Origin of the sequence: Elizabethkingia occulta, assembly GCF_002023715.1 — a bacterium.
Lineage (GTDB): Bacteria > Bacteroidota > Bacteroidia > Flavobacteriales > Weeksellaceae > Elizabethkingia > Elizabethkingia occulta.
Map to the genome: position 1 here is coordinate 195,929 of NZ_MAHX01000015.1, position 26,972 is coordinate 222,900.

Annotated in this window: 27 protein-coding genes; 21 read left to right on the forward strand and 6 right to left on the reverse strand. The window is 35.4% G+C overall.

The window, feature by feature from the left end; genetic code table 11:
* Positions 1-36 precede the first annotated feature (36 nt).
* From BAZ10_RS10405 to BAZ10_RS10455, 11 genes are all read left to right on the forward strand, one after another.
* Complete coding sequence (locus BAZ10_RS10405; protein ID WP_078771997.1) at positions 37-1,035, forward strand: LLM class flavin-dependent oxidoreductase; 999 nt, start codon at positions 37-39, stop codon at positions 1,033-1,035.
* 573 nt (positions 1,036-1,608) lie between these two features.
* Positions 1,609-3,255: an apolipoprotein N-acyltransferase gene (gene lnt, locus BAZ10_RS10410; protein WP_078771998.1), complete on the forward strand. Its 1,647-nt coding sequence runs from the start codon at positions 1,609-1,611 to the stop codon at positions 3,253-3,255.
* Positions 3,255-4,115 (forward strand): ROK family protein, encoded by an 861-nt coding sequence (locus tag BAZ10_RS10415; RefSeq protein ID WP_078771999.1) that lies wholly within the window; start codon positions 3,255-3,257, stop codon positions 4,113-4,115. The genes lnt and BAZ10_RS10415 overlap by 1 nt, the downstream gene beginning before the upstream one ends.
* Positions 4,116-4,134: 19 nt before the next feature.
* Positions 4,135-6,414 (forward strand): GH92 family glycosyl hydrolase, encoded by a 2,280-nt coding sequence (locus BAZ10_RS10420; protein WP_078772000.1) that lies wholly within the window; start codon positions 4,135-4,137, stop codon positions 6,412-6,414.
* Positions 6,415-6,433: 19 nt separating this feature from the next.
* Positions 6,434-6,931 carry a cupin domain-containing protein gene (locus BAZ10_RS10425; protein WP_078772001.1) on the forward strand — a complete coding sequence of 166 codons (498 nt, stop codon included), beginning with the start codon at positions 6,434-6,436 and terminating at the stop codon, positions 6,929-6,931.
* 157 nt (positions 6,932-7,088) lie between these two features.
* Entirely contained in the window at positions 7,089-7,325 is a 237-nt protein-coding gene (gene rpmB, locus BAZ10_RS10430) for a 50S ribosomal protein L28 (protein WP_009085749.1), read from the forward strand.
* Positions 7,326-7,332: 7 nt separating this feature from the next.
* Positions 7,333-7,515, forward strand: a complete 183-nt coding sequence (gene rpmG / locus BAZ10_RS10435) for a 50S ribosomal protein L33 (protein WP_009085751.1) — start codon at positions 7,333-7,335, stop codon at positions 7,513-7,515.
* A gap of 20 nt (positions 7,516-7,535) precedes the next feature.
* On the forward strand, positions 7,536-7,685 hold the full coding sequence (locus tag BAZ10_RS10440; protein ID WP_009085754.1) for a DUF4295 family protein: 150 nt from the start codon (positions 7,536-7,538) through the stop codon (positions 7,683-7,685).
* An 80-nt stretch (positions 7,686-7,765) separates the two neighbouring features.
* On the forward strand, positions 7,766-8,242 hold the full coding sequence (locus BAZ10_RS10445) for a RidA family protein (RefSeq protein ID WP_245803793.1): 477 nt from the start codon (positions 7,766-7,768) through the stop codon (positions 8,240-8,242).
* Positions 8,243-8,253: 11 nt separating this feature from the next.
* The gene (gene ftsY, locus BAZ10_RS10450; RefSeq protein WP_078772002.1) at positions 8,254-9,216 is read left to right on the forward strand and encodes a signal recognition particle-docking protein FtsY; all 963 of its coding nucleotides are present in this window, start codon (positions 8,254-8,256) and stop codon (positions 9,214-9,216) included.
* 80 nt (positions 9,217-9,296) lie between these two features.
* Positions 9,297-9,557, forward strand: a complete 261-nt coding sequence (locus BAZ10_RS10455) for a GlsB/YeaQ/YmgE family stress response membrane protein (RefSeq protein ID WP_078772003.1) — start codon at positions 9,297-9,299, stop codon at positions 9,555-9,557.
* Between the two features lie 76 nt (positions 9,558-9,633).
* Here the strand turns inward: BAZ10_RS10455 and sppA are convergent, their stop codons facing one another.
* Positions 9,634-11,391, reverse strand: a complete 1,758-nt coding sequence (gene sppA, locus BAZ10_RS10460) for a signal peptide peptidase SppA (RefSeq protein ID WP_078772004.1) — start codon at positions 11,389-11,391, stop codon at positions 9,634-9,636.
* Positions 11,392-11,419: 28 nt separating this feature from the next.
* Between sppA and folK the strand changes: the two genes are divergently transcribed.
* From folK to BAZ10_RS10490, 6 genes are all read left to right on the forward strand, one after another.
* The gene (gene folK / locus BAZ10_RS10465) at positions 11,420-11,854 is read left to right on the forward strand and encodes a 2-amino-4-hydroxy-6-hydroxymethyldihydropteridine diphosphokinase (protein WP_078772005.1); all 435 of its coding nucleotides are present in this window, start codon (positions 11,420-11,422) and stop codon (positions 11,852-11,854) included.
* Between the two features lie 64 nt (positions 11,855-11,918).
* Entirely contained in the window at positions 11,919-13,457 is a 1,539-nt protein-coding gene (locus BAZ10_RS10470; protein WP_078772048.1) for an OmpA family protein, read from the forward strand.
* A 479-nt stretch (positions 13,458-13,936) separates the two neighbouring features.
* Complete coding sequence (locus tag BAZ10_RS10475; protein ID WP_078772006.1) at positions 13,937-15,391, forward strand: OmpA family protein; 1,455 nt, start codon at positions 13,937-13,939, stop codon at positions 15,389-15,391.
* An 88-nt stretch (positions 15,392-15,479) separates the two neighbouring features.
* Positions 15,480-17,381 (forward strand): RecQ family ATP-dependent DNA helicase, encoded by a 1,902-nt coding sequence (locus tag BAZ10_RS10480; protein ID WP_078772007.1) that lies wholly within the window; start codon positions 15,480-15,482, stop codon positions 17,379-17,381.
* Positions 17,382-18,329 (forward strand): methionyl-tRNA formyltransferase, encoded by a 948-nt coding sequence (fmt, locus tag BAZ10_RS10485; RefSeq protein ID WP_078772008.1) that lies wholly within the window; start codon positions 17,382-17,384, stop codon positions 18,327-18,329.
* A 7-nt stretch (positions 18,330-18,336) separates the two neighbouring features.
* Positions 18,337-18,906, forward strand: coding sequence for a histidine kinase (locus BAZ10_RS10490; RefSeq protein ID WP_078772009.1), 570 nt, complete (start codon positions 18,337-18,339; stop codon positions 18,904-18,906).
* 86 nt (positions 18,907-18,992) lie between these two features.
* Here BAZ10_RS10490 and ribB read toward each other — a convergent pair whose 3' ends face one another.
* Positions 18,993-20,120 carry a 3,4-dihydroxy-2-butanone-4-phosphate synthase gene (gene ribB / locus BAZ10_RS10495; RefSeq protein WP_078772010.1) on the reverse strand — a complete coding sequence of 376 codons (1,128 nt, stop codon included), beginning with the start codon at positions 20,118-20,120 and terminating at the stop codon, positions 18,993-18,995.
* Between the two features lie 338 nt (positions 20,121-20,458).
* Here ribB and BAZ10_RS10500 point away from each other — a divergent pair, with 338 nt between their 5' ends.
* Entirely contained in the window at positions 20,459-21,793 is a 1,335-nt protein-coding gene (locus tag BAZ10_RS10500; protein WP_078772011.1) for a trigger factor, read from the forward strand.
* A gap of 50 nt (positions 21,794-21,843) precedes the next feature.
* On the opposite strand, the gene BAZ10_RS10505 is transcribed toward BAZ10_RS10500, so the two are convergent.
* The gene (locus BAZ10_RS10505; protein WP_078772012.1) at positions 21,844-22,248 is read right to left on the reverse strand and encodes a winged helix-turn-helix transcriptional regulator; all 405 of its coding nucleotides are present in this window, start codon (positions 22,246-22,248) and stop codon (positions 21,844-21,846) included.
* 35 nt (positions 22,249-22,283) lie between these two features.
* Here BAZ10_RS10505 and BAZ10_RS10510 point away from each other — a divergent pair, with 35 nt between their 5' ends.
* Complete coding sequence (locus BAZ10_RS10510; protein ID WP_078772013.1) at positions 22,284-23,285, forward strand: quinone oxidoreductase family protein; 1,002 nt, start codon at positions 22,284-22,286, stop codon at positions 23,283-23,285.
* 38 nt (positions 23,286-23,323) lie between these two features.
* Here the strand turns inward: BAZ10_RS10510 and BAZ10_RS10515 are convergent, their stop codons facing one another.
* Together BAZ10_RS10515 and BAZ10_RS10520 are read right to left on the reverse strand one after the other, a co-directional pair.
* The gene (locus tag BAZ10_RS10515; RefSeq protein ID WP_078772014.1) at positions 23,324-23,905 is read right to left on the reverse strand and encodes a DUF3109 family protein; all 582 of its coding nucleotides are present in this window, start codon (positions 23,903-23,905) and stop codon (positions 23,324-23,326) included.
* A 9-nt stretch (positions 23,906-23,914) separates the two neighbouring features.
* Positions 23,915-24,811 carry a DUF6427 family protein gene (locus BAZ10_RS10520; protein ID WP_078772015.1) on the reverse strand — a complete coding sequence of 299 codons (897 nt, stop codon included), beginning with the start codon at positions 24,809-24,811 and terminating at the stop codon, positions 23,915-23,917.
* 44 nt (positions 24,812-24,855) lie between these two features.
* Here BAZ10_RS10520 and BAZ10_RS10525 point away from each other — a divergent pair, with 44 nt between their 5' ends.
* Positions 24,856-25,086 carry a hypothetical protein gene (locus BAZ10_RS10525; protein ID WP_078772016.1) on the forward strand — a complete coding sequence of 77 codons (231 nt, stop codon included), beginning with the start codon at positions 24,856-24,858 and terminating at the stop codon, positions 25,084-25,086.
* Between the two features lie 50 nt (positions 25,087-25,136).
* Here the strand turns inward: BAZ10_RS10525 and BAZ10_RS10530 are convergent, their stop codons facing one another.
* Positions 25,137-25,742 carry an RNA polymerase sigma factor gene (locus BAZ10_RS10530; RefSeq protein ID WP_245803794.1) on the reverse strand — a complete coding sequence of 202 codons (606 nt, stop codon included), beginning with the start codon at positions 25,740-25,742 and terminating at the stop codon, positions 25,137-25,139.
* A gap of 234 nt (positions 25,743-25,976) precedes the next feature.
* On the opposite strand from BAZ10_RS10530, the gene BAZ10_RS10535 reads away from it, so the two are divergent.
* Positions 25,977-26,972, forward strand: a complete 996-nt coding sequence (locus tag BAZ10_RS10535) for a FecR family protein (RefSeq protein WP_078772017.1) — start codon at positions 25,977-25,979, stop codon at positions 26,970-26,972.

Here is a 26,972-nt window from a genome sequence, read left to right on the forward strand (position 1 = left end):
TAAAATTTCAGGCATTAAATCTAAAATTTTAAAGAAATGACTTTACAAAATTTAAAATACTCGGTATTGGATCTGGCTTATATAGCACATGGTAATACGATTAAACAAACACTAAATAACTCACTGGATTTAGCCAGATATGTAGAGAAACTGGGATATACCCGTTTCTGGCTGGCAGAACATCATAATATGGTAAGTATTGCCAGTTCGGCAACTTCTGTACTAATAGGTTATATTGCAGGGGGAACAAATACTATTCGTGTCGGCTCCGGAGGTGTAATGTTGCCTAATCATAGTTCGCTGATTATAGCAGAACAATTTGGTACACTAGAGTCTTTGTATCCGGGAAGGATAGATTTGGGCGTTGGTCGTGCACCGGGAACAGATGGTTATACAGCTATGGCGCTGGGAAGGAATCCGCAGATTATTAATGAGCAGTTTCCGAGACAGATTTCAGAATTGCATACTTATTTCTCGGAAGAAAATAAAAATGGGCAGGTAAGAGCCATTCCTGGAGAAGGCTTGAATATTCCCGTTTATATACTGGGATCTAGTACAGATAGTGCGTGGTTGGCTGCTGGATTAGGCTTGCCTTATGCGTTTGCCGGACATTTTGCTCCTGATCAGATGGGTATGGCATTTAAGATTTACCGGGAAAATTACAAACCTTCGGATAGATTTCCGGAACCTTATATTATTGCAGCAACCAATATCATTGCAGCAGACACAGATGAAGAAGCAGAATATTTGTCTACAACTTTATACCAGGCATTTGTAAACCTTGTCCGGAATGACAGGAAGCCAGCTCAGCCACCTGTAGAAGATATGGATACAATTTGGTCACCAATGGAAGCAATGCAGGTTCGCCGAATGCTTTCCCTAAGTATCATAGGAAGTAAGGAAACAGTTCAAAAGAAATTAAATGACTTCCTTGAAGCATATCAGATCGATGAATTAATGGCTGTTACGAATGTTTATGATCATAAAACAAGGCTCAGGTCTTATGAAATTCTGAAAGAAGTAATTACAGACTAATTGGTAAGAAACAATATTTAGAAGTACAAAAAGGAGAAGGCTTTTTATCATTTCCTTTTTGTACAGTCTTTTTGTTGTTTTGGCTTTATGTTTTTTCGTTTTATAAAAACGGTTACAAATAACCAATTTTGCAGTTTGTATAACATAAAGGTTTCGATAGCTTGGTTCGTCAAGTTTTCTATAAACAGGATCGCTCTGCCTGATAATCTTTTCACCATTCAGGCATTAAGAAAATTAAGTTTTTAGCGGACTTTTCTATGTGTTAGCAGCTTTGTCTTGATATTTGTAAAATTTTTAAGGAATTGGCGAATTTCCATTTGCGACCTTAAAAAGAGTATAAGAAATGAAAAATTCTTTGCGTTCCTTACTATAAAACTATGTTTTTTTATTTTAAAAACAGTTACAAATAACCGATTTTGCGGTTTTACAATAAATCTTTTGTTCGAAAAACAATTTCGAGTTCACGTTAATATATCAACGTCCTGAAAAATAATGAATTATTTCATAAAATCTTTACAGACTTTGCGGTAAAATAATTCAGACAGTTTTTTAAATTTGTGAAGATTAAAATCTATGCTTAAATATTTATCCCTATCCGTACTTAGCGGATTGTTGTTCGCAATATCGTGGCCTGCTCACGGAATTCCTGTATTTATATTCATTGCTTTTGTTCCGCTCATGCTGCTGGAGCATCATCTTACTAATTTCAGTACAGTAAAAAGAAAAAAACTTGCTGTATTTGGATTTAGCTTTCTAAGCTTTTTCATCTGGAATGTATTGACAACGTGGTGGTTATTCAATTCTCTAATGCCGGACGGTAGTCATTCTATTATTGCTGTAGCAGTGCCTACATTGCTTAATTCTACAATGATGTCGCTGGTATTTATGTTCTATCATATTTACAAAAAAAGAATAGGAACTTACCTTGGGTTAGTATTTTTTATAGCCCTATGGATTTGTTTTGAGAAACTTCATACCAGTTGGGAGCTCAGCTGGCCTTGGCTTACGCTTGGAAATGCATTTGCAGGCTGGCATCAGTGGGTGCAGTGGTACGATACAACAGGTGTCTTCGGTGGGTCTTTATGGATTCTGACAGCCAATGTTGCTGCATACTATACATACCGACTTTTCCAGGTAACCAGAAAGAGAAAGGAACTCATAAAAAATACAGCAATTTTCCTGGCTATTATATTAATTCCGCTGAGTTTATCTCTGGTAAAGTACAATCAGATAAAACTTACCTCAGATAAAACAGTCAATGCAGTCTTGTTACAGCCTGAACTTGATCCTTATGCAGAAAAATACAGCAAGGATAGTATTACTATTGTAAATGAATTACTGGATATAGCTAAAAAGAATGCAAAAGGTAAAGTAGACTTCTTTATTGCTCCCGAAACCGCGATTCCAGGTTCGGGAGGGCTTAGCGAAAATGGTTTTGCCTATAGCCACGTTCTGAACAGTATACAGGATTTTACAAAACAATATCCGCAATCGGTATTTCTAACAGGAGCTTCTACTTATAAAGTTTACTCAAGTGAGGAAAAAGCTTCTGAAACAGCCTATCTTGTAGGAAATGTTGGTGTATGGGTCGATAGTTATAATACGGCATTGCAGATTGTTCCGGGACAAAAGATCGAAACTTATCACAAAGGCAAACTCGTACCTGGCGTAGAAAGTTTTCCGTATATAACAGTGCTAAAACCATTGCTGGGTGAAGCTATGTTAAATTTTGGCGGAACAATAGCATCATTGGGAAGTGATAAAGAAAGAAAAGTATTTTCTAACCCCTATAATACGGCTAAAGTAGCACCAATTATTTGTTACGAGAGCGTTTATGGAGAATATGTAACAGGATACGTAAAGAATGGAGCTAATCTATTAGCTATTGTTACCAATGATTCCTGGTGGGGGTATTCGCCCGGACACCGACAATTATTAGCTCTTGCAAAACTGAGAGCAATAGAAACACGTAAAGAAGTTGTGCGTGCTGCCAATAGCGGTACAAGTGCCCATATCAATGTCAGAGGGGATGTTATAGAAAATCTTCCTTATGGTGCTCAGGGGGCAATTCAGGTGAAAGCTGGGATTTTTGAAGGAGAAACGCCTTATGTAAAATACGGAGATGTAATTTATAGAATAGCATTATTTGTATTTGGTTTTCTGTTTATCTATTTTTGGTCTCAAATCTATTTATCAAGTAAAAATAAAGTCAAGAAATAATGCAAAATATAGTTGGCATAGACATAGGCGGATCACATATTACCTTAGCGCAGGTAGATCCGGAGAAGCACGAAATTATTACTCCTACTTATGTCCGTGAACGTGTGGATTCTTTTGCAGATCCCGAAACTATTTTTCAAGCCTGGATTTCCGGTATTGAAAAAGCTGCCGGAGATTTAAAGAAAGAAGAATTACGTATCGGTATAGCGATGCCGGGACCATTTGATTATGAAAACGGAATTTCATTGATGTTACAAGGAAAATTTCGTTCTATATATGAAGTAAATATCAAAGAAGAACTGGCATACCGTCTGGAAATAAATAAAAATCAGATTCATTTCATTAATGATGCTGCTGCTTTTCTGGAAGGAGAAGTATTTGGTGGCTGTGTACAAGGACAAGGGAGAATTTTCGGTGTTACACTGGGGACAGGTTTGGGAACTACATTTTATAACGGAACAGTAGCTACAGACGAAGATTTGTGGAATTCGCCTTTTCATGAAAGTATCTGTGAGGATTATCTTGCAACAAGATGGTTTGTAAACCGTTATGCTGAACTTACAGGAGAAACAATTACAGGAGCTAAAGACCTGCTGGATAAACCGGAGGAACTTCGGAACAAAATGTTCGATGAATATGCAGATTCTTTTGCGGAATTTATCCTGAAATATGTAAAGTATTATGATCCTGAAGTTTTAGTGATCGGAGGCAATATTTCTAAAGCATATCCTTATTTTTCTGAACGTTTAAATCATATTCTTGAAGAGAATCGGGTAGAACTGAAAATTGAGATATCCGAAATTTTTGAAGATGCAGCAATTCTCGGAGCAGCTAGTTATGCTTTGAAAATGAAAAACTAAAACCTGTTACTGTTAAAATATGAGAAAAAAAATTATTATAACTGTTCTGTCACTTTGCAGTTATTTCTCCTTTGGACAAGATCTTAAACCTGTAGATTATGTAAATACCCTGATGGGTACACAGTCTAAACATTCTCTGTCTAATGGAAATACGTATCCGGCAGTAGGTTTGCCATGGGGAATGAATCTGTGGACACCACAAACCGGAAAAATGGGTGACGGATGGGCTTATACTTATGATGCAGATAAAATAAAAGGCTTCAAACAAACTCATCAACCATCACCATGGATGAATGATTATGGAGCATTTGCCATAATGCCGGGAGTTGGTAAGCCGAAATTCAAAGAAGAGGAACGAGCCAGCTGGTTTAGTCATAAAGCTGAGGTTGCGACACCTTATTCCTATAGCGTATATCTGGCAGATGCAGATGTCACTACAGAACTTACACCAACAGAAAGAGCTGCTTATTTTAAGTTTGATTTTCCTAAAACAGATAGTGCGTACGTAGTAATTGATGCACTGGATAAAGGTTCATATATTAAAATATTACCTAAGGAAAAGAAAATTATTGGTTATACAACCAGATATGCAGCGGGTAAATATGAAAATTTCAAAAATTATTTTGTTGTTCAGTTTGATAAAGATTTCGATCTGACTTCAGCATGGAAAGATACTGCACTGGTGAACGATCAGTTGGAGATCACAAGTAATCATGCAGGAGCGATTGTAGGATTTAAGCTTAAGGCAAAGGAATCTGTTTATGCCAAAGTAGCATCGTCTTTTATCAGCTTCGAGCAAGCCGAAATTAATCTGAAAAGAGAAATTGGAAGTCAGTCTTTCGCTCAGGTAAAAAGCAATGCTAAAGATATCTGGAGCAAAACATTGGGGAAAATTGAGGTGAAAGGCGGAACAGATGAACAATACAGAACGTTTTATTCCGCGATGTACCGTACTTTGTTTTTCCCACAAAAACTTTATGAAATAGACGCTCAGAATAAAATAAAACACTGGAGTCCTTATAACGGGAAAATCTTAGACGGAAGAATGTTTGCAGGAACAGGCTTCTGGGATACCTTCCGGGCTTTGTATCCGTTTCTGAATCTTGTGTATCCAAGCATTAATGTAGAGATGCAGGAAGGACTGGCTAATGCGTTCAAAGAAGGAGGTTTTCTTCCGGAATGGAGCAGTCCCGGGTTTGCAGATGTAATGATTGGTAATAACTCTGCCTCCGTGGTTGCAGATGCTTACATAAAAGGGCTTAGAGGTTATGATATCGAAACATTGTGGAAAGCTGTTGTTCATGGTGCTAATAATGAAGGACCCATGGATGCTGTCGGAAGAAGAGGTGTTTCTTACTATAACTCTTTAGGCTATGTCCCTTATGATGTTCAGATTAATGAGAATGCTGCACGTACATTGGAATATGCTTATGATGATTTTGCAATTTACCAGTTAGGAAAAGCACTTGGGAAACCTGAGTCTGAAATCAGTATTTTTAAGAAAAGAGCTTATAACTATAAAAATGTTTTTGATCCCTCTACCGGAATGATGAGAGGTAAAAATAAAGATGGAAAATTCCAGTCTCCTTTTAATCCGTTTAAATGGGGTGATGCTTTTACAGAAGGTAACAGCTGGCATTATACCTGGTCGGTATTCCAGGATATTGACGGATTGTCTAAGTTAATGGGAGGTAAAAAGAAGTTTGAAGCAAAATTAGATGAGGTGTTTTCGTTACCACCCGTTTTTGATGATTCTTATTACGGATCTGTAATTCACGAAATCCGTGAGATGCAAATTATGAATATGGGACAATATGCACATGGTAATCAGCCAATTCAGCATATGATCTATTTATACAACTATGCAGGTGCCCCTTATAAAACACAATACTGGACACGTCAGGTGATTAACAAATTGTATAAGCCTACACCGGACGGGTATTGTGGAGATGAGGATAATGGGCAAACATCTGCATGGTATGTGTTTTCGGCTTTAGGATTCTATCCGGTAACGCCAGCTACCAACCAGTATGTTTTGGGAGCTCCGTTGTTTAAAGAAGCAACGATTCACTTGGAGAATGGTAAGAAAATTGAGATTAAAGCACCACAGAACAGCAAGGAAAATATATATGTGGAATCTTTAAAGGTAAATAACCAGCCATATTCCAAAAACTGGTTAAATCACCAGGAATTAATGAAAGGAGCGGTGTTAAATTTTGATATGAAAGCACAGCCTAACAAAGAAAGAGGTTCGCAGGAAAAAGATTTTCCTTACTCTATGTCAACAGAAAAATTATAACAGAGATATTTAATATATTATGAATACTGAAAAAACAGAAATCTTTAACAGAATAGAAAAAACACTTGGAGAACAAGGGTTTAATATTGTAGCAAAAGATGATAACAGACCTTGGGGAGGCTTTTTTGTAATCGAAGAAAAGCAGGCTCAGGATTTCGCTAATCAATATTTTGATGGAATTGATGTAGAAAGCCTTAAGATAGGAGGAAAGCTAAGTCCTAAAATTCTTTTGGTTGCTCCTCAGGCTAGATTAAGCTGGCAGTATCACCACAGAAGAGCTGAAATTTGGCAGGTTGTGGATGGTGTTGTAGGCATTAAAAGAAGCAATACTGACGAAGAAGGCGAATTAAAAGAATACAATCCAAAAGATCAGGTAAAGCTGGAACAGGGGGAAAGACACCGCTTAATCGGATTAGATGGATGGGGAGTAGTTGCCGAGATCTGGCAGCATACAGATGCTAATAATCCGTCCGATGAGGATGATATTGTAAGGGTACAGGATGACTTTGGAAGATAATTTTAAACTTTCATATTCATCGTAACCGCTTACTATATCGTGAACGATAAGTATTCTGAAAAGATTTTCAGGAAAATAAAATATAAAATTTTGTGGGTTTGAAAAAAAATACATAATTTTGCACTTCAATTTGAATAAGTAGTAAAAGACTAAAGATATGTCAAAAATTTGCCAGATAACAGGTAAGCGTGCAATGGTCGGGAACCACGTTTCTCACGCCAATAATAAGACCAAAAGACGCTTTGAGATTAATTTATTGGAAAAGAAATTTTACCTTCCGGAGCAAGAGAAGCACGTTACTTTGAAAGTATCTGCTCACGGATTGAGAGTTATTAACAAGATTGGTGTTGAGGAAGCTATTGAAAGAGCTACTAGAAACGGATTTATTAAATAATTAGAAAATGGCAAAGAAAGGTAATAGAGTGCAGGTAATATTAGAGTGCACTGAGCATAAAGAATCCGGAATGCCGGGGATGTCAAGATACATCACAACAAAAAACAAAAAGAATACAACTGAAAGATTAGAGTTGAAGAAATTCAACGCTGTTTTGAAGAAGTATACTGTTCATAAAGAAATTAAATAACTTCTTAAAATAATAAGACAATGGCTAAGAAAGTTGTAGCAACCCTTCAGACATCTTCTAAAAAAATGACTAAAGTGGTTAAAATGGTTAAATCACCTAAGTCCGGCGCTTACGTTTTCGAAGAAAAAGTAATGAACGCTGATGAAGTAGATGCATATCTTAAAAAATAATTTAAGTTAAGAACTTAACATACAGAAAACTACCTATTTAGGTAGTTTTTTTTATATATTTGTTTTATTAAACATTTGATATGAAATCACTCAGACGTATTTTAGTGTTCAGTTTATTGCTGGGTTTTATGATAGTGTTTGGTCAGAAGAATGTTGAAATGATACAATTTAAAAATACAGAGTCGGTATTTCAGATCAAAGGACTTTCTCAGGTAGTTGAAGTTCCTCTGGGGACTTCTAAAATGCTTATTTTATCAGGGCAGGTTCCTGTTAATCAGAAAGGAGAAGTTGTCGGTACAGATATTAAAACACAAACACAGCAGGTATTTCAGAATATCCGTGCTGTTTTGGAGCATTGCGGAGCAAGCCTTAATGATATTGTAAAGCTAGGAATCTTTACTACTGATATTTCTAAAATAGCCGAATTTAGAGAAGTCAGAGATCAGTTTATTAATACCAAAAATCCGCCTGCAAGTTCTCTTTTAGAAGTAAAAGGACTGTTCAGGAAAGATGTATTTATAGAAGTAGAAGTTACGGCAATTGTTAAAAATAAATAATATTTAGCTAAGTGAGTTGGTTTAAAAAAATATTCAGAAAAGAAGAAAAAGAATCTTTAGACAAAGGATTGGAGAAATCCAGTCAGTCATTTTTTGATAAGGTAAGCAGAGCTGTTGTTGGTAAGAGCAAGGTTGACGATGAAGTTCTGGATGATTTGGAAGAGGTATTAATTGCATCTGATGTAGGTGTGGAAACTACTGTGAAAATCATCAGAAGAATTGAAGACAGAGTAGCTAGAGACAAATATGTAAATGTAGCAGAGCTTAACAATATTCTTCGTGAAGAAATATCGGGCTTGCTTTTGGAAAACCCACATGCCGGAACGCAGAATATAGATAAGACTAAAAAGCCTTATGTAATAATGGTGGTGGGTGTAAATGGTGTTGGAAAAACAACAACGATTGGAAAACTTGCTCATCAGTTTAAATCTGAAGGACTAAATGTTGTTCTTGGTGCTGCAGATACGTTTAGGGCTGCTGCAGTGGATCAGTTGGTCATCTGGTCTGAAAGAGTAGGAGTGCCGATTGTAAAACAGGCTATGGGATCTGATCCCGCATCTGTTGCTTTCGATACAGTCCAGTCTGCAGTATCACAAAATGCAGATGTTGTAATTATAGATACAGCAGGTAGGCTTCATAATAAGGTAAATCTTATGAATGAACTTTCTAAGATTAAAAGAGTTATGCAAAAGGTGATTCCTGATGCTCCACACGAGGTACTTTTGGTATTGGATGGATCTACAGGACAAAATGCCTTCGAGCAGGCAAAACAATTTACGGCAGCTACAGAAGTTTCAGCTTTGGCAGTTACTAAACTGGACGGAACAGCTAGAGGTGGAGTCGTTATTGGTATTTCGGATCAGTTCCAGGTACCGGTGAAATATATAGGTGTAGGAGAAAAGATGCAGGATCTGCAGCTTTTTAATGGTACAGAATTTGTTGACTCATTCTTCAAAAAGAGAGAAGAAAATTAATTTGCAGTTTTTAATTAAATTCTGCTAAATTTGAGATAGCTAATTAAACTATTTTATAATCTATTAAAAATCACAAAATTATGGGCTGGATTACATATATTGTATTTGGACTTATTGCTGGGGCAATAGCTAAAGCATTACATCCGGGTAAGGATCCGGGAGGCTGGTTAGTAACTATTCTTCTTGGTATTCTGGGATCTATTTTAGGACGCTGGATAGCTGGTGCGATAGGTTGGTATGCAGCTGACAGTTTCTGGAGTTTCAAAAACTGGCTGTTCTCAATCGGAGGTGCAATTCTACTATTGTTTATCTATAGTAAGGTAGTCTCTAATAAGGAGTAAGAAATTATTGATGTTTAATAAAAAGTAAAGGCGGGAAATTTTCCCGCCTTTACTTTTTATCCATTCTTTACAATGGCTATTCTATTTTCAGTACATATGGAAGTGCCATTTGTACCCCTTTATTATTAGGATTGTTGATCTTCTGGAATAACTGATAATTCTCTTTACCAAATTTCGTTTCTATGGCTTTAGCAGCAATATCTTCTTCGTTCATACTCTCGAAGAACTTTTCGAAATTACTCTTATCCTTAGGGTAGTTTTTGATGCTGAAATCTTTGGTTTTAGCTAACCCTGCAGCATATTTTACAGCATCATCCAATGTGCCTATTTCATCAACCAGACCCAGCTCTTTTGCTCTTGTTCCGGACCATACATGCCCTCCTCCGATAGCATCTATTTCTTCAAAAGTTTTCTTTCTGTTCTGGGTTACAAAATAAACAAAACGCTTATAGGTTTGTTCAACGCTTTTCTGCATCATGTTTCTTGTACCGGGAGTCATGCCAGATATGGTGGAGAACATTTTGGAATTAGCATTAGTTGCTACAACATCCGAACGAAGTCCGTTTTTGTTAGCAAGTTCTTTAAAGTTCATTACCAATCCGAATACTCCGATAGAACCTGTTAATGTGTTGGCTTCTGAGAAAATCTTTTGTCCGGCCATAGCAATGTAATAACCTCCGGATGCTGCATAGTCTCCAAATGAAACAACTAATGGTTTCTTAGCTTTTAGCTGTTGTAATTCAAAAAGAATTTCGTCGCTGGCATTAGCACTTCCTCCGGGAGAATTAATTCTAAGAACTACTGCTTTTACATTGTCGTTCTTTTCAATCTTTTTTATCTCTTTAATGAAGTTTTCAGAGAAAATGCCTGTATTTCCTTTTCCACTGAAAATCTCTCCGGAAGCATAAAGAACAGCTACCTGATCTTTAGCACTAGAGCTGGATGCATTTTTATTTACATACTCAATATAATTTCCAATAGATACTTTATTAAGGTCGTCTTTGGCTGCAATTTTTAATTTGCCTTTAATAAGATTATCGTATTCTGACTTCTGAAGAAGCTTGTCAATCAATTTACTTTTTAGAGCATATTCAGGTATAATACCATAAAGACTGTCTGTAGTTGTTTTTAATTCTTCGGCGCTCAGCTTTCTGGAAGTTTCTATTTTTTTAGAAATGTTACCCCATAAATCATTTAGTAAGAATGATAATTGCTCCTTATTTTCATCAGAAATTTTGTTAGTTAAATAAGGTTCCACAGCAGATTTGTATTTTCCGTGACGTATAACATCTGCCCCTATTCCGTATTTATCAAATAAATCTTTGAAGAATACGACTTCGGTAGAGAGTCCTTTTAGTTCTACACCTCCGGTTGGATTCAGGTAATACTGATCGGCTACAGTAGAAAGGTAATATGAACTTTGGGAAACGTTATTTCCATAAGCATAGACAAACTTTCCTGACTTTTTGAAATCCTCCAGCGCTTTTCTGATATCATCTATTTGAGTGATACCAGCAGTAGTTCCGTCTGTCTCTATAGATATACCGGATATCTTTTTGTCATCTTTTGCTTGTTTGATAGCATTTAATATATCGGAAATTTTCAGGCTGCTGTCGTTTCCTAAATCAAATATCGAACTGGAAAGCTCCGATGTAGACTCAATAATATTATCTTTTAAATTAATGGTTAGTACGGAATTATCTTTAACATTTACGCTACCTTTGCCGGACATGGACGAAATGAGGATGAACAGGAATAATCCTATCATGCCTATGAATCCTACTATAAATATGGCAACTATATTGGCCATAACTGTCTTGAAAAAATTTTTCATCTTTTTAAAAACTGTATATTTTTGTAATATGTCGTCAAATAACGTGATTTTGTTACTAGGAAGCAATATTAATTTTCCGGAAAAAAATATTGATATTGCTATAGAGTTGATCAATAATAGATTAGGGAGTATAATTGCAAGGTCTTCAAAACTGATGACAGATCCTGTCGAATTTGACAGTAAGAATATTTTTTGTAATATTGCCGTGTTAATAAAAACACAATTCTCACCTGTTCAGTTACTAAAGAATATTAAAGAAATTGAACATGAAATGGGAAGAGAAGAAGACTCTTTTGCAAAAGGTGGCTACGAGGACAGGATAATTGATATAGATATTGTAGAATTTGGTAATATTAGATTTTATTCACAAAAATTAATGATCCCGCATCTGAAACACTTATACGAAAGAGATTTTTCGAAGGAGTTATTAACAGAATTAAACACAAATATTGAAAAGAAATAATGTTGAAGTTCTCATTCAGTATTATTTGACACAAAAATCATTTATTAACTTAAAAACAAGATTTATGAAATTAAATTTTGCTAGTGTGGCTTTGGCATGTGTACTGCCAATTGCAATGTATGGCCAGGATTCTACGGCTGTAACTAAGACAACTGCTACTCAGGGGCAGTATCCTAATGCGTATACATCTGGTTCTGCCAATGTATCTCCTTTTACTAACAAATCTAAAAGATTTAACGACTGGTCGATTTCTGCCGGAGCTGGTACTGTTATCATGAAAAGTGGTAGCTTATATTCACTTCATGATGAATCTGGGTCTAAAAACTTATTTGGCTGGACGGCTTATTTTAGTGTTGACAAAGCTATTACTCATGCATTTGGATTGAAACTTCAATATGACAAAGGAGAGACAAGACAAGGTTGGGTAAATACCAAAGACCATGTTGCAAGTGGTCAGCCTGGAGGAAGAACGCAATATGACGCGATTTCAATTTTAGGAGATGTTAATGTTTCTAACCTTTTCAGAAGAGTAGATAATCATTCTCCTTACAGATGGGCGCTTCATGCTTACGGAGGTGTGGGGACTATTGCTTACAGATCTTATTTGCAAGAGCCAGGAACAGATTACAACCAGTCTTTAACAAAAGAAGTAAAGCCGTTTAAATTAAACTCATTCTACGCACAATTAGGTGCTGGATTAAAGTACAGAGTTAGCAAGGCCTTTGATTTAGAAGGAAGAGTAATGTATTCTCTTACAGGAGGAAAAGGCTTTGATGGTGCAAGAGGAAGCTATGTAGATCCTGCAAGAGCTGGTAACAATGATATGATCAATGCAACACTAGGTCTAACCTATAACATCGGAAAACACGAATCTCATTTATTCTGGCATGATCCATTACAAGAGATCTATTACAAACTTGATGTTTTAGAAAACAAAAATCAGGATCTTGAAGTTTGTAAGAAAGGAGATGCTGATAATGATGGTGTATGCGATGATTGGGATAGAGAATTGAATACTCCTGCAGGAGCAAGAGTGGATGGTTCTGGTAAAGCATTAGATACAGATTTAGACGGAGTAATCGATCTTTACGATAAGTGTGTTACTGTTCCTGGACCAGTTGAAAACAACGGATGTCCTGTGAAAAAAGACAATAACCAGGTTGCAACGGAAGTAGAAACAGAATTAAAAAATGTGTATTTCCATTTTAATAAGGCGACAATAACAAATGAATCAGGTGCAAAACTAGATGTAGCTGCTAACATTATTAAAAGCAACGGTGGAAATTATCTATTGACCGGACATACAGATGCTAAAGGTAGTGCAGCATACAACCTTAAGCTTTCCAGAGAAAGGGCAGCTGCTGTTGTTGGAGCTTTAGAAGCTAGAGGAGTGTCTTCCAGTACTCTTAAATCAAAAGGAGTTGGTTCTGCTGATGCAAATGTACCTGCTACGGCATCTGATGCTGAAAGAATGGCAGATAGAAAAGTTACTGTAAGATTCGTAGATGAGAATGAATGGAACAATCTTCCTAAAAAAGATTACAGTGATACTTCTGTAAAAAAGACTAAAACTGTTAAAAAAGTAACTAAAAAGAAAAAGTAAATTTTTTATCATAAACTAAAATAGAGTGCACATAATTGTGCACTCTATTTTTTTTAATCACTATGAATAGTGATATAGATAATTTTATAATAGTTTGTTTATTAATTTTTAAATCGTAATTACTTTTATTAATGAATTTTCAAATAAAATAAAGAATTGTATAAGATTTGTCAGTAATAATATTTTTTGTAATATTGCATTGTTAATGAGAACATAAATTTTGTCTGTTTATTTGTTAAAAACTGTTAGAAAAGTTGAAAATACGTTAAGCAGAAAAGAAAGAGTTTTATATTAAAAAGGTATGATAAAGTACTGTTGAACATAAATTTTAACTTTACTTTTGCAGAATATCTCTTTTGAATTATAAGTATTCTTAAATGGGAGTTGATTAGCAAGACGAAACACAAACAGAAAATTAATATTGAATTCTCATCAATGTTATAAAGACAAAATCATTTATTAACTTAAAATACTGAATTATGAAACTAAATTTCGCAAGTGTAGCTTTAGCATTTGTATTGCCTGTTGCCATTTACGGTCAGGATTCTACAGCTGTCGCTACAACATCTGCAGCCCAGGGGCAATACCCCAACGCGTATACGTCTGGTTCAGCTAATGTATCTCCTTTCACAAACAAATCTAAAAGATTTAACGATTGGTCTATTTCTGCCGGAGCAGGTACTGTTATCATGAAAAGTGGTAGCTTATATTCACTTCATGATGAATCTGGGTCTAAAAACTTATTTGGCTGGACAGCTTATTTTAGTGTAGACAAAGCTATTACTCATGCATTCGGTTTGAAACTTCAATATGACAAAGGAGAGACAAGACAAGGTTGGGTAAATACCAAAGACCATGTTGCAAGTGGTCAGCCTGGAGGAAGAACGCAATATGATGCCATTTCAATCTTGGGAGATGTTAATATTTCTAATCTTTTCAGAAGAGTAGATAATCATTCTCCATACAGATGGGCGCTTCATGCTTACGGAGGTGTGGGGACTATTGCTTACAGATCTTACTTACAAGAGTCTGGACCAGCTTATAACCAATCTTTAACAAAAGAAGTAAAGCCATTTAAATTAAACTCATTCTACGCACAATTAGGTACTGGATTAAAGTACAGAGTTAGCAAATCTTTCGATTTAGAAGGAAGAGTGATGTATTCTCTTACAGGAGGAAAAGGCTTTGATGGTGCAAGAGGAAACTATGTAGATCCTGCAAGAGCTGGTAACAATGATATGATCAATGCAACATTAGGTCTAACCTACAACATCGGAAAACATGAATCTCATTTATTCTGGCATGATCCATTACAAGAAATCTATTATAAGCTTGATGTCTTAGAAAACAAAAATCAGGATATAGAAGTATGTAAGAAAGGAGACGCTGATAACGATGGTGTATGCGATGACTGGGATAGAGAATTAAATACTCCTGCAGGAGCAAGAGTAGATGGTTCTGGTAGAGCATTGGACGTAGATTTAGATGGAGTAATTGATCTTTACGATAAGTGTGTTACTGTTCCTGGACCACCAGAAAATAATGGATGTCCTACAAACAATCAGGTTGTTACTGAAGTTTCAAGAAGTTTAGAAGGGATCGAATTTGATTTGAATTCAGACAGAATTCTTTCTTCTAATACTGCTATTTTGAACAGTGCTGTTAACTATATTAACTCATCTGAAATGGGTTCTAAATATACAGTTGTAGGTGCTGCTGATGCAAGAGGTACAGTTCAGTATAACCAGAAATTATCTCAGAAAAGAGCTAATAATGTGAAGAACTATTTAATCCAGAACGGCGTTCAGTCCTCAAGATTAGATGCAGTAGGACATGGTAAGAGTGATCTTAAATATCCTGAATGTAATCCTGCAAGCAAATGCCCAGAATGGAAAAACAGAGCTAACAGAAGAGTTTATTTCCAACAGAAATAATCATTCTTAATAACTTATATAACAAAAGGTGTGCTACTGGCACACCTTTTTATTTTTTAATACCCTTGAAAAGCTTTAATTTTACCCGATGATTCCGAGCCGGTCCTATAATGAACAGATTTTAGATCAAACCCTTAAGCAATTTTGGGGTTATGACCATTTTAGAGATCAGCAAAAAGAAATTATCCGGTCTGTCTTATCCTCCAATGATACATTAGCTTTACTACCTACAGGAGGAGGGAAATCTTTATGTTACCAATTACCATCTTTGCTTTTAGAAGGTGCTACAATAGTAATATCTCCGCTTCTGGCTTTAATGAAAGAGCAGGTTCATGAGCTTAATCTAAGAGGTATTCCTGCTGCTTATCTTAGTTCCGAATTCGATGATGAACAAGAAGAACTTATTTATCAGAATTTAAAAAATGAAGAATATAAGCTGCTTTATGTTTCCCCGGAAAGATTATCCAACAGGAATTTTCTGGAAAATATTGCGGATGCCAAAATCTCGCTTATTGCTGTAGACGAAGCTCATTGTATTTCGGAATGGGGTAGTGATTTTCGCCCGAGTTATCAGAATATAAAGGATTTCAGACAGATGTATCCATATCTTCCGTGTCTGGCATTAACGGCGACTGCTTCTGTTAAAGTGATGCAGGAAATTCAGCAAAAACTGGACTTCAAAAAGACAAATATTTTCAAAAAGTCTTACAGGAGAGATAATCTTTATATCCAGCTGAGAGAGCTTTCAGATAAGTATAATCATATTCTGTATTATCTCAGAAGTAATGAAAAATCGGGTCTTATCTATGTAAGAACTAGGAAGGAAGCGGAATACCTGAGTAATTGGTTAAAGATTAGTGGTATAGAGCAGGTAGATTATTATCATGCAGGTTTACCGGTAAAAGAAAAGCAGATACGTCAGAATTATTGGCTTAGTAAAAATAATTATACGCTTGTTTCCACCAATGCATTCGGAATGGGTATTGACAAAGATAATGTAGGATTTGTAATACATCTTTCTCCATCCCCGTCTATTGAGAATTATTATCAGGAAATAGGTCGTGCTGGTAGAAATGGCCAAAATGCAGAAACTATTCTACTTTGGAATAAGAGCGAGCTTACTCAGATCGATGATTTAATGAGAAGCCAGTTAGCCAGTAAAACCGATTACCAAAGAGTTTGTTCCTATGTCTATTCCTTCTGCCAGGTTGCAGAACATGAACTTCCTGAGGGTTTCTTTGAAATTCAAACCAATAAGATTCAGAAACTCACCAAAATTTCCCGTCCTAAAATAGTATCTATTCTTCGGTTTCTTCATAATCAGGAAATTATTTATCTGAAAGAATCCAAAGGAATGTCATCATTGGAATTAAAATTTGATATCTCAGAAGTTGAGAGCTTAGGAAAGAAAGACAGTTTCTTCGTAGAAAAATTATCCCGTGCATTAGATGGAGTAGCAACTCATCGTACCTATTTTCGGGAAAAAAAGCTTACCGATAAAATGAATGTTGATGAGCAGACAATACGGGTGCGACTAAAGGAATTACATGAAAAGGGATTAGTAGATTATTTTGATGGTAATTCAGCAGGAATAAGGTTTCTGGTCCCACGAAATGATAAAGAACTACAAAACAGATACTGGAATCTATTTGCCAGCATACAAAAAAATAAAATGCAGAAATGGGAAGAAATGAAATATTTTATAAATGATACTTCCTATTGCAAAATGAGACTTATTCTCTCTTATTTTGGAGAAAAAGAAACACAGAACTGCGGGAAATGCAGTTATTGCCTTACAAGCAAAATGAGGACCAGCGACAGAGAGTACAAAAAAATTATTTTTGAAGCCCTTATGCGGTCTCCAATGACTTTGGATGAATTAGCTGTTCATCTGAAATTTTATCCCAAAGATGAACTATTGGAACACCTGAAAATTTTGTTAGACAAAGGCCAGGTCAGAATGTTGAATTATAAAACTTATACACTATAAATGAATAAACTAAAAGTTGTTTTTTTCGGAACACCGGATTTTGCTAGAGCCTCCTTACAAGCAATTCATAATAGTAATCATGAAGTTGTAGGTGTAGTTACTGTAGCAGATAAAGCTAGTGGCAGAGGACAGAAAATTAATGAGTCTCCTGTGAAAAAATATGCTGTAGACCATCAGCTTCCTGTATTTCAGCCTGAAAAACTACGTAATCCGGAATTTTTGAAAGAAATAGAAAACCTTCATGCAGATATATTTGTAGTTGTAGCCTTCAGAATGATGCCAAAAGTATTATTCTCTATGCCACGCCTTGGTACTTTCAATCTACATGGATCTCTGTTGCCTGATTACAGAGGTGCAGCACCTATTAATTATGCGGTAATTAATGGAGAAAAGAAAACAGGAGTAACAAGTTTCTTTATCAACGAAAAAATAGATGAAGGGCATATTCTTTTGCAAGAAGAAACAGATGTACCTTTCGATGAGGACGCTGGGCAGCTCCACGACAGACTTATGGATATAGGTGCTGGATTAGTTGTAAAGACCCTGGATGGTCTTGCAGAAGGGATTATAGAAGAAAAGCCTCAACCACAAGTAGAAAACCCTAAAACAGCCTATAAAATATTCAAAGAAGATACTCGGATCAACTGGGAGAATGATGTAGAAGTTGTATATAATTTTATCCGTGGTATGTCTCCTTATCCGGCTGCATTTACAACTATTGAAATTTCAGGACAGCCTAAAACGTTAAAAGTATTTAAAGGTAAATTCGAAAAAAAGCAGCATGATAAATCTGCAGGGCAGATTGAAATTGACAAAAATAGTTTTGCTGTTTATACACATGATGGAATCTACTATCCTGAAGAATTACAACTGGAAGGTAAAAAGAGAATGACATTGAAAGATTTTCTAAATGGATTTCAAAGCTTCACAGATATTAAAATAGTTTAGGCTTGTTATGAAATTTAAAGAAATTTTTGCATTTTCTCTGATTGGGATAATAGTGTTGGCTGGCGGATTATATTTTTATAGTAGCTGGAAAATGAAACAGGAGATACAGGATGTTACTACAGGAAGTTTATTGTTTCGTAAAGTTTCCGGATTTTCTGGTAGTCAGGGAAGAAAAACATATTATACGGCATATAGGGTTGAGAAAATTGTAGCAGATACTGTATTTGTTAATCCGATAAACGAAGTGATGGCGGTTCCTTATTCTGTTTTGGGAGAAGAGTCTTATTCTTTACTAAAAAAAGAGGGCAGAAAAGCTATAATCACAGCTCTTGCTTCGGATCGTGCTTTTTTTGAAAAGAATATATCTAATAAAGAACAAGCGGAAAAGATGTTTCCTGAGTTGAACAAATCTCCTTTTTATTATTTCAAAGGCGAAACTGAAAAAGTAATGAAGAAAGACCTTATCACCGAGCAGGTTATCAGGAGGTGGACTAATGAGCCTTCTGTTAATAATAATTTCTCAAATACTTATTATCCGGAAGGAAATTTCCAAAGTGTAGATGCTTTTATAAAATAAACGATATAAAACTTAGTATAGAAACATATAGGTTTATTAGTAAATAAAAAAGTCCGGCAATTATCTTTATTGCCGGACTTTTTGTTTTATACTGTTAGCTCTACCAGTTCGCTAACCTCCACATCGTAACCACTTACAATTGGCCTTTGGTCAGGGCTCTGAGTAAGAACCTTTAGATTGTTAATTCCTAAATCTTTCAGAATCTGGATACCAATACCATAATCCTTATAGTTGGCTCTTATTGTCGGTTTGCCCTGAGCTCCGGACTGATAAGCTAAAAACTGTTGAAGTTTGTTCATTGTTTTTTCTGAATCTGATACATTATTGATAAAAACAATGGCACCTTTTCCTTCAGCATTAATCATCTGGATTGCTTTTTCCATTAAAGGCTTTTCACCGTTAGCTAAACGGGTAAATATATCGAAGTAAGCACTACTGGATTGTACGCGGATCAATACAGGTTCCTTATCTGCCCATTTTCCTTTTGTTATCGCATAATGAATTTGGTCAGTATGTCTTTCTTTGTATGCATAAAAATTGAAATCTCCAAAATACGTCTGAATAGCCTGTTCTTCAATTCTTTCTACAAGATCTCCCTGCTTCATACGATACTGAATAAGATCTTCGATAGAGACTATTTTCAGATCATGTTTTTCCGAAAATTTCTTTAGCTCCGGGAGTCTTGCCATACTGCCGTCCTCATTCATAATTTCACAGATGACACCACCTTCGTTCAGACCTGCTAATCTTGTAAGATCTATTGAGGCCTCAGTATGTCCAGCACGTTTTAATACACCACCTTCCTTAGCACGTAAAGGGAAAATATGTCCCGGACGCATAAAATCAGACGGTTTAGTATTAGGATCCATCATAGCCTGTATAGTTCTGGAACGATCGCCTGCAGAAATTCCTGTAGAATTTCCGTTGCCTAAAAGGTCGATAGAAACCGTAAAAGCGGTTTCTTTTGGATCACTGCTGCGGCTTACCATAATATCCAGACCCAGCTCATCACATCTTTTTTCAGGAAGAGGAACACAAACTAGTCCACGAGCGTGCACCGTCATAAAGTTTATCATTTCCGGGGTTACCAGATCGGCAGCGCCAATAAGGTCTCCTTCATTTTCACGATCTTCATCGTCTACTACGACGATCATTTTCCCTTGGCGTAAGTGTTCTATAGCTTCAGGAATAGTATCGAGTTGGATTTTATCCATTTTTACTTGTATTATATTATTTTCCACAAATTTACTTATTCCGATAGCAATTCGCAATTTTTGAAAATTGTTTTAAATTTTTCTTGTGTAAATAGTGGCTCCTTATTGTAGGTGCTTGAACTTCTGAAGATACTTTTTAATAAAGTTCACAACAGTTTTCTATGCTATGTAAGAAATACAGATGTAAAAGAATCGTGGGTCGGACTATATTTGAGTATAGCTTTGGAATACGATTTTTAGTCAATTCATAAAATTTTCACAAAAAAGCATCCTAAATAAAACGAGGCTTTTTAATAAAGTAAATATTTCTTATTTTTGCCGTCTAAAAATTTCAATTAATGAAGATTACGAATAAAAATCACGATGAAGTAAGTGCATTACTTACAGTGACACTGGATAAGTCTGATTATAAAGAGAAAGTTGAAAAAACTTTGCTTAACTATGCTAAAAATGCAAACATTCCGGGTTTTAGAAAAGGTAAAGCTCCTTTAAGTCTTATTCGTAGACAATATGAAGCAGGGGTAGCTTATGAAGAAATCAACAAACAGGTTTCCGATGCTTTAAACAATTATATTAATGAAAATAACCTTAGACTTGTTGGGCAACCTGTGCCACAGCCGGTAGAAGAGTTAGATTATAATAATGATAACGTAACTGTATCTTTTGAAGTTGGTTACGAGCCTCAAATTACGATTGATCTTGCTAAATATGAAGCTCCTCATTACAAAGTGGAAGCTTCTGAAAAGGAGATCAACCAGAGTATTGAGAACATGCAGAAGAGATTTGCTGAACGTGTACCTCAAGACAAAATGAACAAAGACTCTTACATTGCTTTACAAATTGAGCAGGTTGTAGAAGAAGATGCTGAAGGTGAGCACCACCATGCACCTAAAAATGTTACAATTAACAAAGATAACAAAGAAGTTTACGCTGTAATTAAAGGTAAAAAAGTTGATGAAAGCGTTATTGTAACTAAAGAAGATCTTCAGAAAGATGAAACTTTAGCAAAAGAATTAGGATTCGCTCAGGGAGAGGTAGAGCACCTTCACCACAATGAAGTAAAAGTTACAGTAAAAGAAATCTATTCTTTAGATTTAGCTGAATTAAATCAAGAGCTTTTCGATAAAGTTTATGGTAACGATAACATTAAGTCTGAAGAAGAACTTAAGAACAAAGTAAAAGAAGAATTAGACGAATACTTCCAACAAAATGCAGACGTACACTATGTGAACAAAATGTTGGAGCAAATCGTTGAAAAAGAAGAAATCCAGCTTCCTGAAACTTTCTTAATCAAGTGGTTAATGTTCAACAACCAGAACATCCAGTCAGAGGAGCAGGCTAAAGAAATTCTTGAAAATGAAAAAGCTCAGTTGAAATATCAGATCATCGAAGGTAAACTAATGAATGATAATGATGTTAAAATTGACTATGCAGATATTTTAGCACAATCCGAGCAATTGGTAAGAAACCAATTAGCGATCTATGGTATTCACCACCTTTCTGACGAGGAAGTTCAGAAATATGCTGTTGAAATGCTAAAAGATCAAGAGCAAGTAAGACAAATTTCTTCTGAAGTAGCAATGGCTAAATTGAAAGATACTATCCTTGAAAAAGGAGGTAAGAAAGAAGAGGTAATCTCTCACGACCAATTTATGGAAGAATTGAAAAAATAATTGATGTTGTTTTTCTATTTATACGAACTCCGCTATTAAGCGGAGTTTTTTTATTCTGTTATTTTGCTTCTGTGATCCAAACCCCACTGAACAATATTCTCCGTCAACGGAATAACTGTTTTGCCATATTCACTAATACTATAGAAGACTTTTGGAACTTTATCATTGTTCTGTTTGCGGCATATTAATTGGTTTTGCTCCAGATCTTTTAATTCTTTGATGAGAACTTTAGGCGAAATGCCACTTATATCCTGAAGAATCTTAGTGTAATTTAATTCTAGGTGTTGTCTGTTAGCAAGATACCGCAGAATCAGAAGTTTCCACTTTCCTCCTATTACAAATAAACAATCCCGCATTGCACGCAGCTCCTCGTCGCAGGATGCTTCTCTTATATTACCATTTTTTTTAATGTTTCCCATATACTTTCTTCCGGGTAAGTCTATTGCTTTTGACATCTTACACCGGCTAAATTTACATAAAAATAAAATTTATGAATGCAGTAAAACTCGTTTCTCTACAAGGAGAGAATAGATTGGTTAATGATAGTACTTATTCTAAACCTGAAATTAAAAATGATAGTCAGATTCTTATAAAAGTTAAAGCAGTTGCCGTTAATCCGATAGATTTGCAAATGTTTCAGGGAAAGAATGAAGCAAGAATTATGAGCTCAGATATTCTTGGACGTGAGCTGGCAGGTATAATAGAGGAAACCGGAAATAAGGTGAAAAACTTTAAAAAGGGAGAGGAGGTTTTTCTGGCTGTTGGCAGTATGGGGAGTAATGGAGCCTTTGCAGAATATGTTGTAGTTTCTGAGGAGATATTAGCGCATAAACCTAAAGAATTAAGTTTTGAACAGGTTACAGCTCTTCCAATTGCCTATGTCACAGCCTGGCAGGCAGTGTCCAGACTAAAATTGCCAAAAGAATCATCGGTACTAATCCTGGGAGCATCAGGCAGCGTTGGGAAAGCATTAATTAATGTATTGCATCATTTTGGATACCATAAGATTATAGCTACTGCCGGAAATGATTATAGTATAGGTGAATTAATGAAGCAAGAGTTGTCCAAAGAGCAAATCGTTTCTTATAAGCAGCCTGATCTGGATAGAATAATACTGACACAGAATAATGGTCTTTATGATATTGTAATTGATTGTATTGGCGGTAAAATGACGGAAATAGGTGCTAATTCCCTGAAAAGAGAAGGTCTGTTTGTAGATATTACCAATTTGCGAACTGAAGAAGCCAATTACATACTGTTTCAGAAAGCGGCAATAATTATGAATGTTGCCCGTTATGCAGAACCTGAATTGCACTTTAAATACGGAGAAATTTTGAATGAAGTTTCTTCTGTTTTAGGAAGTAAAGAGAATTGGTATCTGCAAGAGGTTTTAAATCTCGGAAAGTTGTCTGCAGAAAATCTTATGGCAGCTTTTAATTTAATGGAAGAGAATAAAACCAACGGGAAAAAGCTGGTTTTAGAGATAGAATAAAAAAGAAGCGGGAAAACCATTTTCCCGCTTCTTTATATTTATTTATTGAATTCCTGTTTCCATGCCACTGCAGCATCGGTTAGGGTACTGTAAAACTCTTCACCATATTTTCGGATCAGAGGTTTTTTCAGGAACTGGTAAACACTCACTTTTAGTTCATCACCAAGTGTACAGGCATCAGCACAAATCTTCCAAACATCATAATTCAATGCGTCGAAAGTAGAGTATTTTGTTACCCGGATAGGATACAAGTGACAAGAAATAGGCTTCTGATAATCGATTACGCCATCTTCATAAGCTTTTTCAATACCACATTTGGTATATCCCTTTTCATCAAAGATAACATATGCACATTCTTTTCCGTGTACCAAAGGTGTAACAAGGTCTCCATCTACATCAACAACGTGGGTACCCTGAGCATCTATAGCTGCAGCGCCTTCAGGGCGTAAGTAGTCTTTAATTTTTGGGTAGATTTCTGCAAGAATTTCTGTTTCATCTTGGTCCAACGGTGCTCCGGCATCTCCGTCCACACAGCATATTCCTTTACATTTGCTAAGATTGCAGACAAAGTTTTCTGCAAATACATCTTCTGAAATAATTTTATCGTCTATCTGAATCATAATCTGTTTTTAAAAATAATAAGCAAGCTTGAAAAGCAATGCAAAAATAATAATACCCCATAATATAACTTCCTTTACCCAGTATTTGGATATAAAACGAAGCCCTCTGCTGGTAATAACACTTACCGGAAAAGCAATGAGTAAGAGGAATTCGTATTGGGTTCCCATATAAAATATAAGAATAATCAATATACTTAGCGAATAAACCAGTAGTAATGTATAACGAAACTTACTGGAAGGGCTTTTCTTAGAAAAATGTACAAAATGATCATAAATACTGTATAGCAGAAACAGTAAAACAGGAGAGAGAAATATCAGAGGCTCTATATTGGCGATCATTTTATCCGATACATACGGAATAAGTCTTGTGTAATAATCGGGAATATCCAGTAAATAATATAATCCGGCGTAATTTACAAACAATAGGAATATCCCAAAGAATAGTCGGAAAAGATTAGCCGAAATATTGCCCGAAGTAGCAAAAATGTGCAGTATAATAAATATAATGAGAGGCCATGTTTGTGGCATCACAACATACATGAATCCCATAAGACAACCTACAAGAAAATAGGATCTTTTTCCTATTTTTTCGTTGTTACTTATTAGTATCAGCGTAGAAAGATTGGCAGTAAGAATGGTAAATGCCAAAGGGAAACTTACATCTCCGAAATAGAAACTAAATACTAATATGGTATATATAAAAAGAGGTAAATGAGTGTTTCTGTTCAGTCCTATATTGTTAAAAAGGAAATATCCCAAAGCTATTCCCATAAAAGCAATAATACTGGAAATTATATTTAGTAAATTGAAATTCAGTATATTAAACAGGGATATGAAAACCAGCAGACAAACCAAATAGGCCGGAATTGAAAAAATATTGGTTTGTTTAGACAGTAATCGGAACATTTTTATTAAATTTGCGACAAAGTTAATATTAAAATAAAGAAATAATGACGTCTTTTTGGTTATTCTTGAGCAAAGTTTTCAAATGGTCATTCGGGTTTTACGATACCTTCGGAAATGTTCTTAACTGGATTCTATTCATAGTAGCATGTGGATATTTCGTATACTGGTGCTGGATATTGGTAGCTCCATTAGGAAATAATAAAGATAATGAATACCACTCTGATACGGAAGACAACAACCCTTATTACAGAGAAGATTTATATAAGCAAGGTTAGGCCTTACTTAATAAAATATAATATAAAACCGACTGATATTTCAGTCGGTTTTATTTATTTAGAAATAGCTCTATATAGAATATTGCTGCAACGTAACGTGAAGCCTTATAATGCTTTTTTAGTTGTTTCCTTACTTCACTCAGAGTAGACGAAAGATAATTTCTGACCGTTTTTTCACTTATATTTAATATTCTTGCTGTTTCTTCAACAGACTTTCTTTTCAGCATTCGAAGTTCGAAAACCTGTTTTTCGGTTGTGGTAAGCTGGTCTATAATTGCCTGTATTTTTTGCAACAATTCTTTTGTATCAAATGTATCCAGTATTTCCAGATATTCATCATCAGATATCTCCGGATAATTTTCCTCAGAAAATTCAGTTTTATATTTAAGGTTGCGAAAATAATCCAGAATACGGTAATCGCAATGTTTTAGGAGAAAAGCATTTAGTTGTATCTCCTTTTTCAGGATAAAATCCGGCTCTTCCCATACTTTCATCCAGGTTTCCTGAAGAATGTCCCGTGCGATTTCTTCATTTTTAATTTTGGCATAAACTCTCCTGAATAACAGTGTAAAATATCTGTTATACAACATACGAAAGGCCTGCTGGTCTTTGCGTTTTACTCTTTCCAAAAGAGCTATGTCAGTCTCTGTTTTCACTGCTTCAAATTTATGGGTAAATGGATTAAGTTTTCGTGAACAATCTATTAATACATTATTAATTTAATTGATATAATGAAAAAAAATGTAAACTTTAATTCCATGTAAATAATTATTAATCAATGTTATATAATATTAATTATTGTTCAGGAAAAAAAGATGCTGCTGAAAAAGAACCAAAAAGGTTAAAGGACAAATTGGTTTTTGATACGATATACTATCGAAAACTTATTTATGAAATTTACAACAGAAAAGATAACAGCTTTTTTCTTCCGCCTTCTGGAAAGGGAAGATAAGTTGCTACCTAAGGAGAAGGAATTAATAGAGAATTTACTGGATAAAGAAACAGAAATTACATCTGATGAGAGTAGAGAAAAGGATTTGATATGGAAGCAGCTTTCTCAGAAAATACAAATTAGTGTAAGAACCAACAGACAAAGACAAATTGCTATCAGATCTTATGCTGTGGCAGCATCTGTTGTTTTCATTTTTGCATTAGGATTTCTTTTCTTCAAGCTAAATAAATCTTCAGAAAGCGAAAGAGCAATATTTTCTACCGCTAAAAATGAAATTAAAAAAATAGTACTTCCGGATGGTAGTGAGGTATTCATTAATAATGCTACAAGAGTAGCTTATAACAAGGCAAAATTCAATGACAAACTTCGTGAAGTATGGTTAGAAGAGGGGGAAGCTTTCTTTTCTGTGACTAAAAATCCTAAAAAGCCATTTATTGTTCATTATCAAAATCTTAAAACAACCGTTTTAGGAACTTCATTTAATATCAAATCCTATAAGGCACTCGGAGAGAGTATTGTCACGGTGAGGACTGGTAAGGTTCAGATTTCTGATGCGAAGCATGTATATGGTGTTTTCGAAAAAAATGAAAGACTAATCTATGATCAGCGTAATAAAACTTCGCGTGTAAATGAAGCCGATGCAGATCGTACAGCATCATGGCGTACAGGTGATCTTGTGTTTTCCAATGCGGGATTCCAGGAAGTTGCCATGCGTGTAAAAATGAAATATGGGGTAACACTTATCTCAACATTCAATATGGATAATATCCGCCTTAACGCGAGTTTCAGGAATGATGAAAGCCTGCAGAATATATTAGATGCTATTTGCGGTATTTACCAACTGCAGTATAAAAAACAGGGGAAACAAATTATTTTCTCTCATAAAACAGAAACTGATGAATCTGAAAATAAAAAAAATAAATCTGTTAAGTAA

What these genes read in the sequence shown, in the direction of transcription:
- BAZ10_RS10475 (WP_078772006.1), top strand. Translation starts at nt 13,937, where the DNA reads ATGAAACTAAATTTCGCAAGTGTAGCTTTAGCATTTGTATTGCCTGTT.
- BAZ10_RS10520 (WP_078772015.1), bottom strand. Translation starts at nt 24,811, where the DNA reads ATGTTCCGATTACTGTCTAAACAAACCAATATTTTTTCAATTCCGGCC.
- BAZ10_RS10500 (WP_078772011.1), top strand. Translation starts at nt 20,459, where the DNA reads ATGAAGATTACGAATAAAAATCACGATGAAGTAAGTGCATTACTTACA.
- BAZ10_RS10470 (WP_078772048.1), top strand. Translation starts at nt 11,919, where the DNA reads ATGAAATTAAATTTTGCTAGTGTGGCTTTGGCATGTGTACTGCCAATT.
- BAZ10_RS10510 (WP_078772013.1), top strand. Translation starts at nt 22,284, where the DNA reads ATGAATGCAGTAAAACTCGTTTCTCTACAAGGAGAGAATAGATTGGTT.
- BAZ10_RS10420 (WP_078772000.1), top strand. Translation starts at nt 4,135, where the DNA reads ATGAGAAAAAAAATTATTATAACTGTTCTGTCACTTTGCAGTTATTTC.
- fmt (WP_078772008.1), top strand. Translation starts at nt 17,382, where the DNA reads ATGAATAAACTAAAAGTTGTTTTTTTCGGAACACCGGATTTTGCTAGA.
- BAZ10_RS10480 (WP_078772007.1), top strand. Translation starts at nt 15,480, where the DNA reads ATGATTCCGAGCCGGTCCTATAATGAACAGATTTTAGATCAAACCCTT.
- BAZ10_RS10405 (WP_078771997.1), top strand. Translation starts at nt 37, where the DNA reads ATGACTTTACAAAATTTAAAATACTCGGTATTGGATCTGGCTTATATA.
- BAZ10_RS10490 (WP_078772009.1), top strand. Translation starts at nt 18,337, where the DNA reads ATGAAATTTAAAGAAATTTTTGCATTTTCTCTGATTGGGATAATAGTG.
- ribB (WP_078772010.1), bottom strand. Translation starts at nt 20,120, where the DNA reads ATGGATAAAATCCAACTCGATACTATTCCTGAAGCTATAGAACACTTA.
- rpmG (WP_009085751.1), top strand. Translation starts at nt 7,333, where the DNA reads ATGGCAAAGAAAGGTAATAGAGTGCAGGTAATATTAGAGTGCACTGAG.
- BAZ10_RS10535 (WP_078772017.1), top strand. Translation starts at nt 25,977, where the DNA reads ATGAAATTTACAACAGAAAAGATAACAGCTTTTTTCTTCCGCCTTCTG.
- BAZ10_RS10515 (WP_078772014.1), bottom strand. Translation starts at nt 23,905, where the DNA reads ATGATTCAGATAGACGATAAAATTATTTCAGAAGATGTATTTGCAGAA.
- BAZ10_RS10505 (WP_078772012.1), bottom strand. Translation starts at nt 22,248, where the DNA reads ATGTCAAAAGCAATAGACTTACCCGGAAGAAAGTATATGGGAAACATT.
- sppA (WP_078772004.1), bottom strand. Translation starts at nt 11,391, where the DNA reads ATGAAAAATTTTTTCAAGACAGTTATGGCCAATATAGTTGCCATATTT.
- lnt (WP_078771998.1), top strand. Translation starts at nt 1,609, where the DNA reads ATGCTTAAATATTTATCCCTATCCGTACTTAGCGGATTGTTGTTCGCA.
- BAZ10_RS10525 (WP_078772016.1), top strand. Translation starts at nt 24,856, where the DNA reads ATGACGTCTTTTTGGTTATTCTTGAGCAAAGTTTTCAAATGGTCATTC.
- folK (WP_078772005.1), top strand. Translation starts at nt 11,420, where the DNA reads ATGTCGTCAAATAACGTGATTTTGTTACTAGGAAGCAATATTAATTTT.
- BAZ10_RS10415 (WP_078771999.1), top strand. Translation starts at nt 3,255, where the DNA reads ATGCAAAATATAGTTGGCATAGACATAGGCGGATCACATATTACCTTA.
- BAZ10_RS10440 (WP_009085754.1), top strand. Translation starts at nt 7,536, where the DNA reads ATGGCTAAGAAAGTTGTAGCAACCCTTCAGACATCTTCTAAAAAAATG.
- rpmB (WP_009085749.1), top strand. Translation starts at nt 7,089, where the DNA reads ATGTCAAAAATTTGCCAGATAACAGGTAAGCGTGCAATGGTCGGGAAC.
- BAZ10_RS10455 (WP_078772003.1), top strand. Translation starts at nt 9,297, where the DNA reads ATGGGCTGGATTACATATATTGTATTTGGACTTATTGCTGGGGCAATA.
- BAZ10_RS10445 (WP_245803793.1), top strand. Translation starts at nt 7,766, where the DNA reads ATGAAATCACTCAGACGTATTTTAGTGTTCAGTTTATTGCTGGGTTTT.
- BAZ10_RS10425 (WP_078772001.1), top strand. Translation starts at nt 6,434, where the DNA reads ATGAATACTGAAAAAACAGAAATCTTTAACAGAATAGAAAAAACACTT.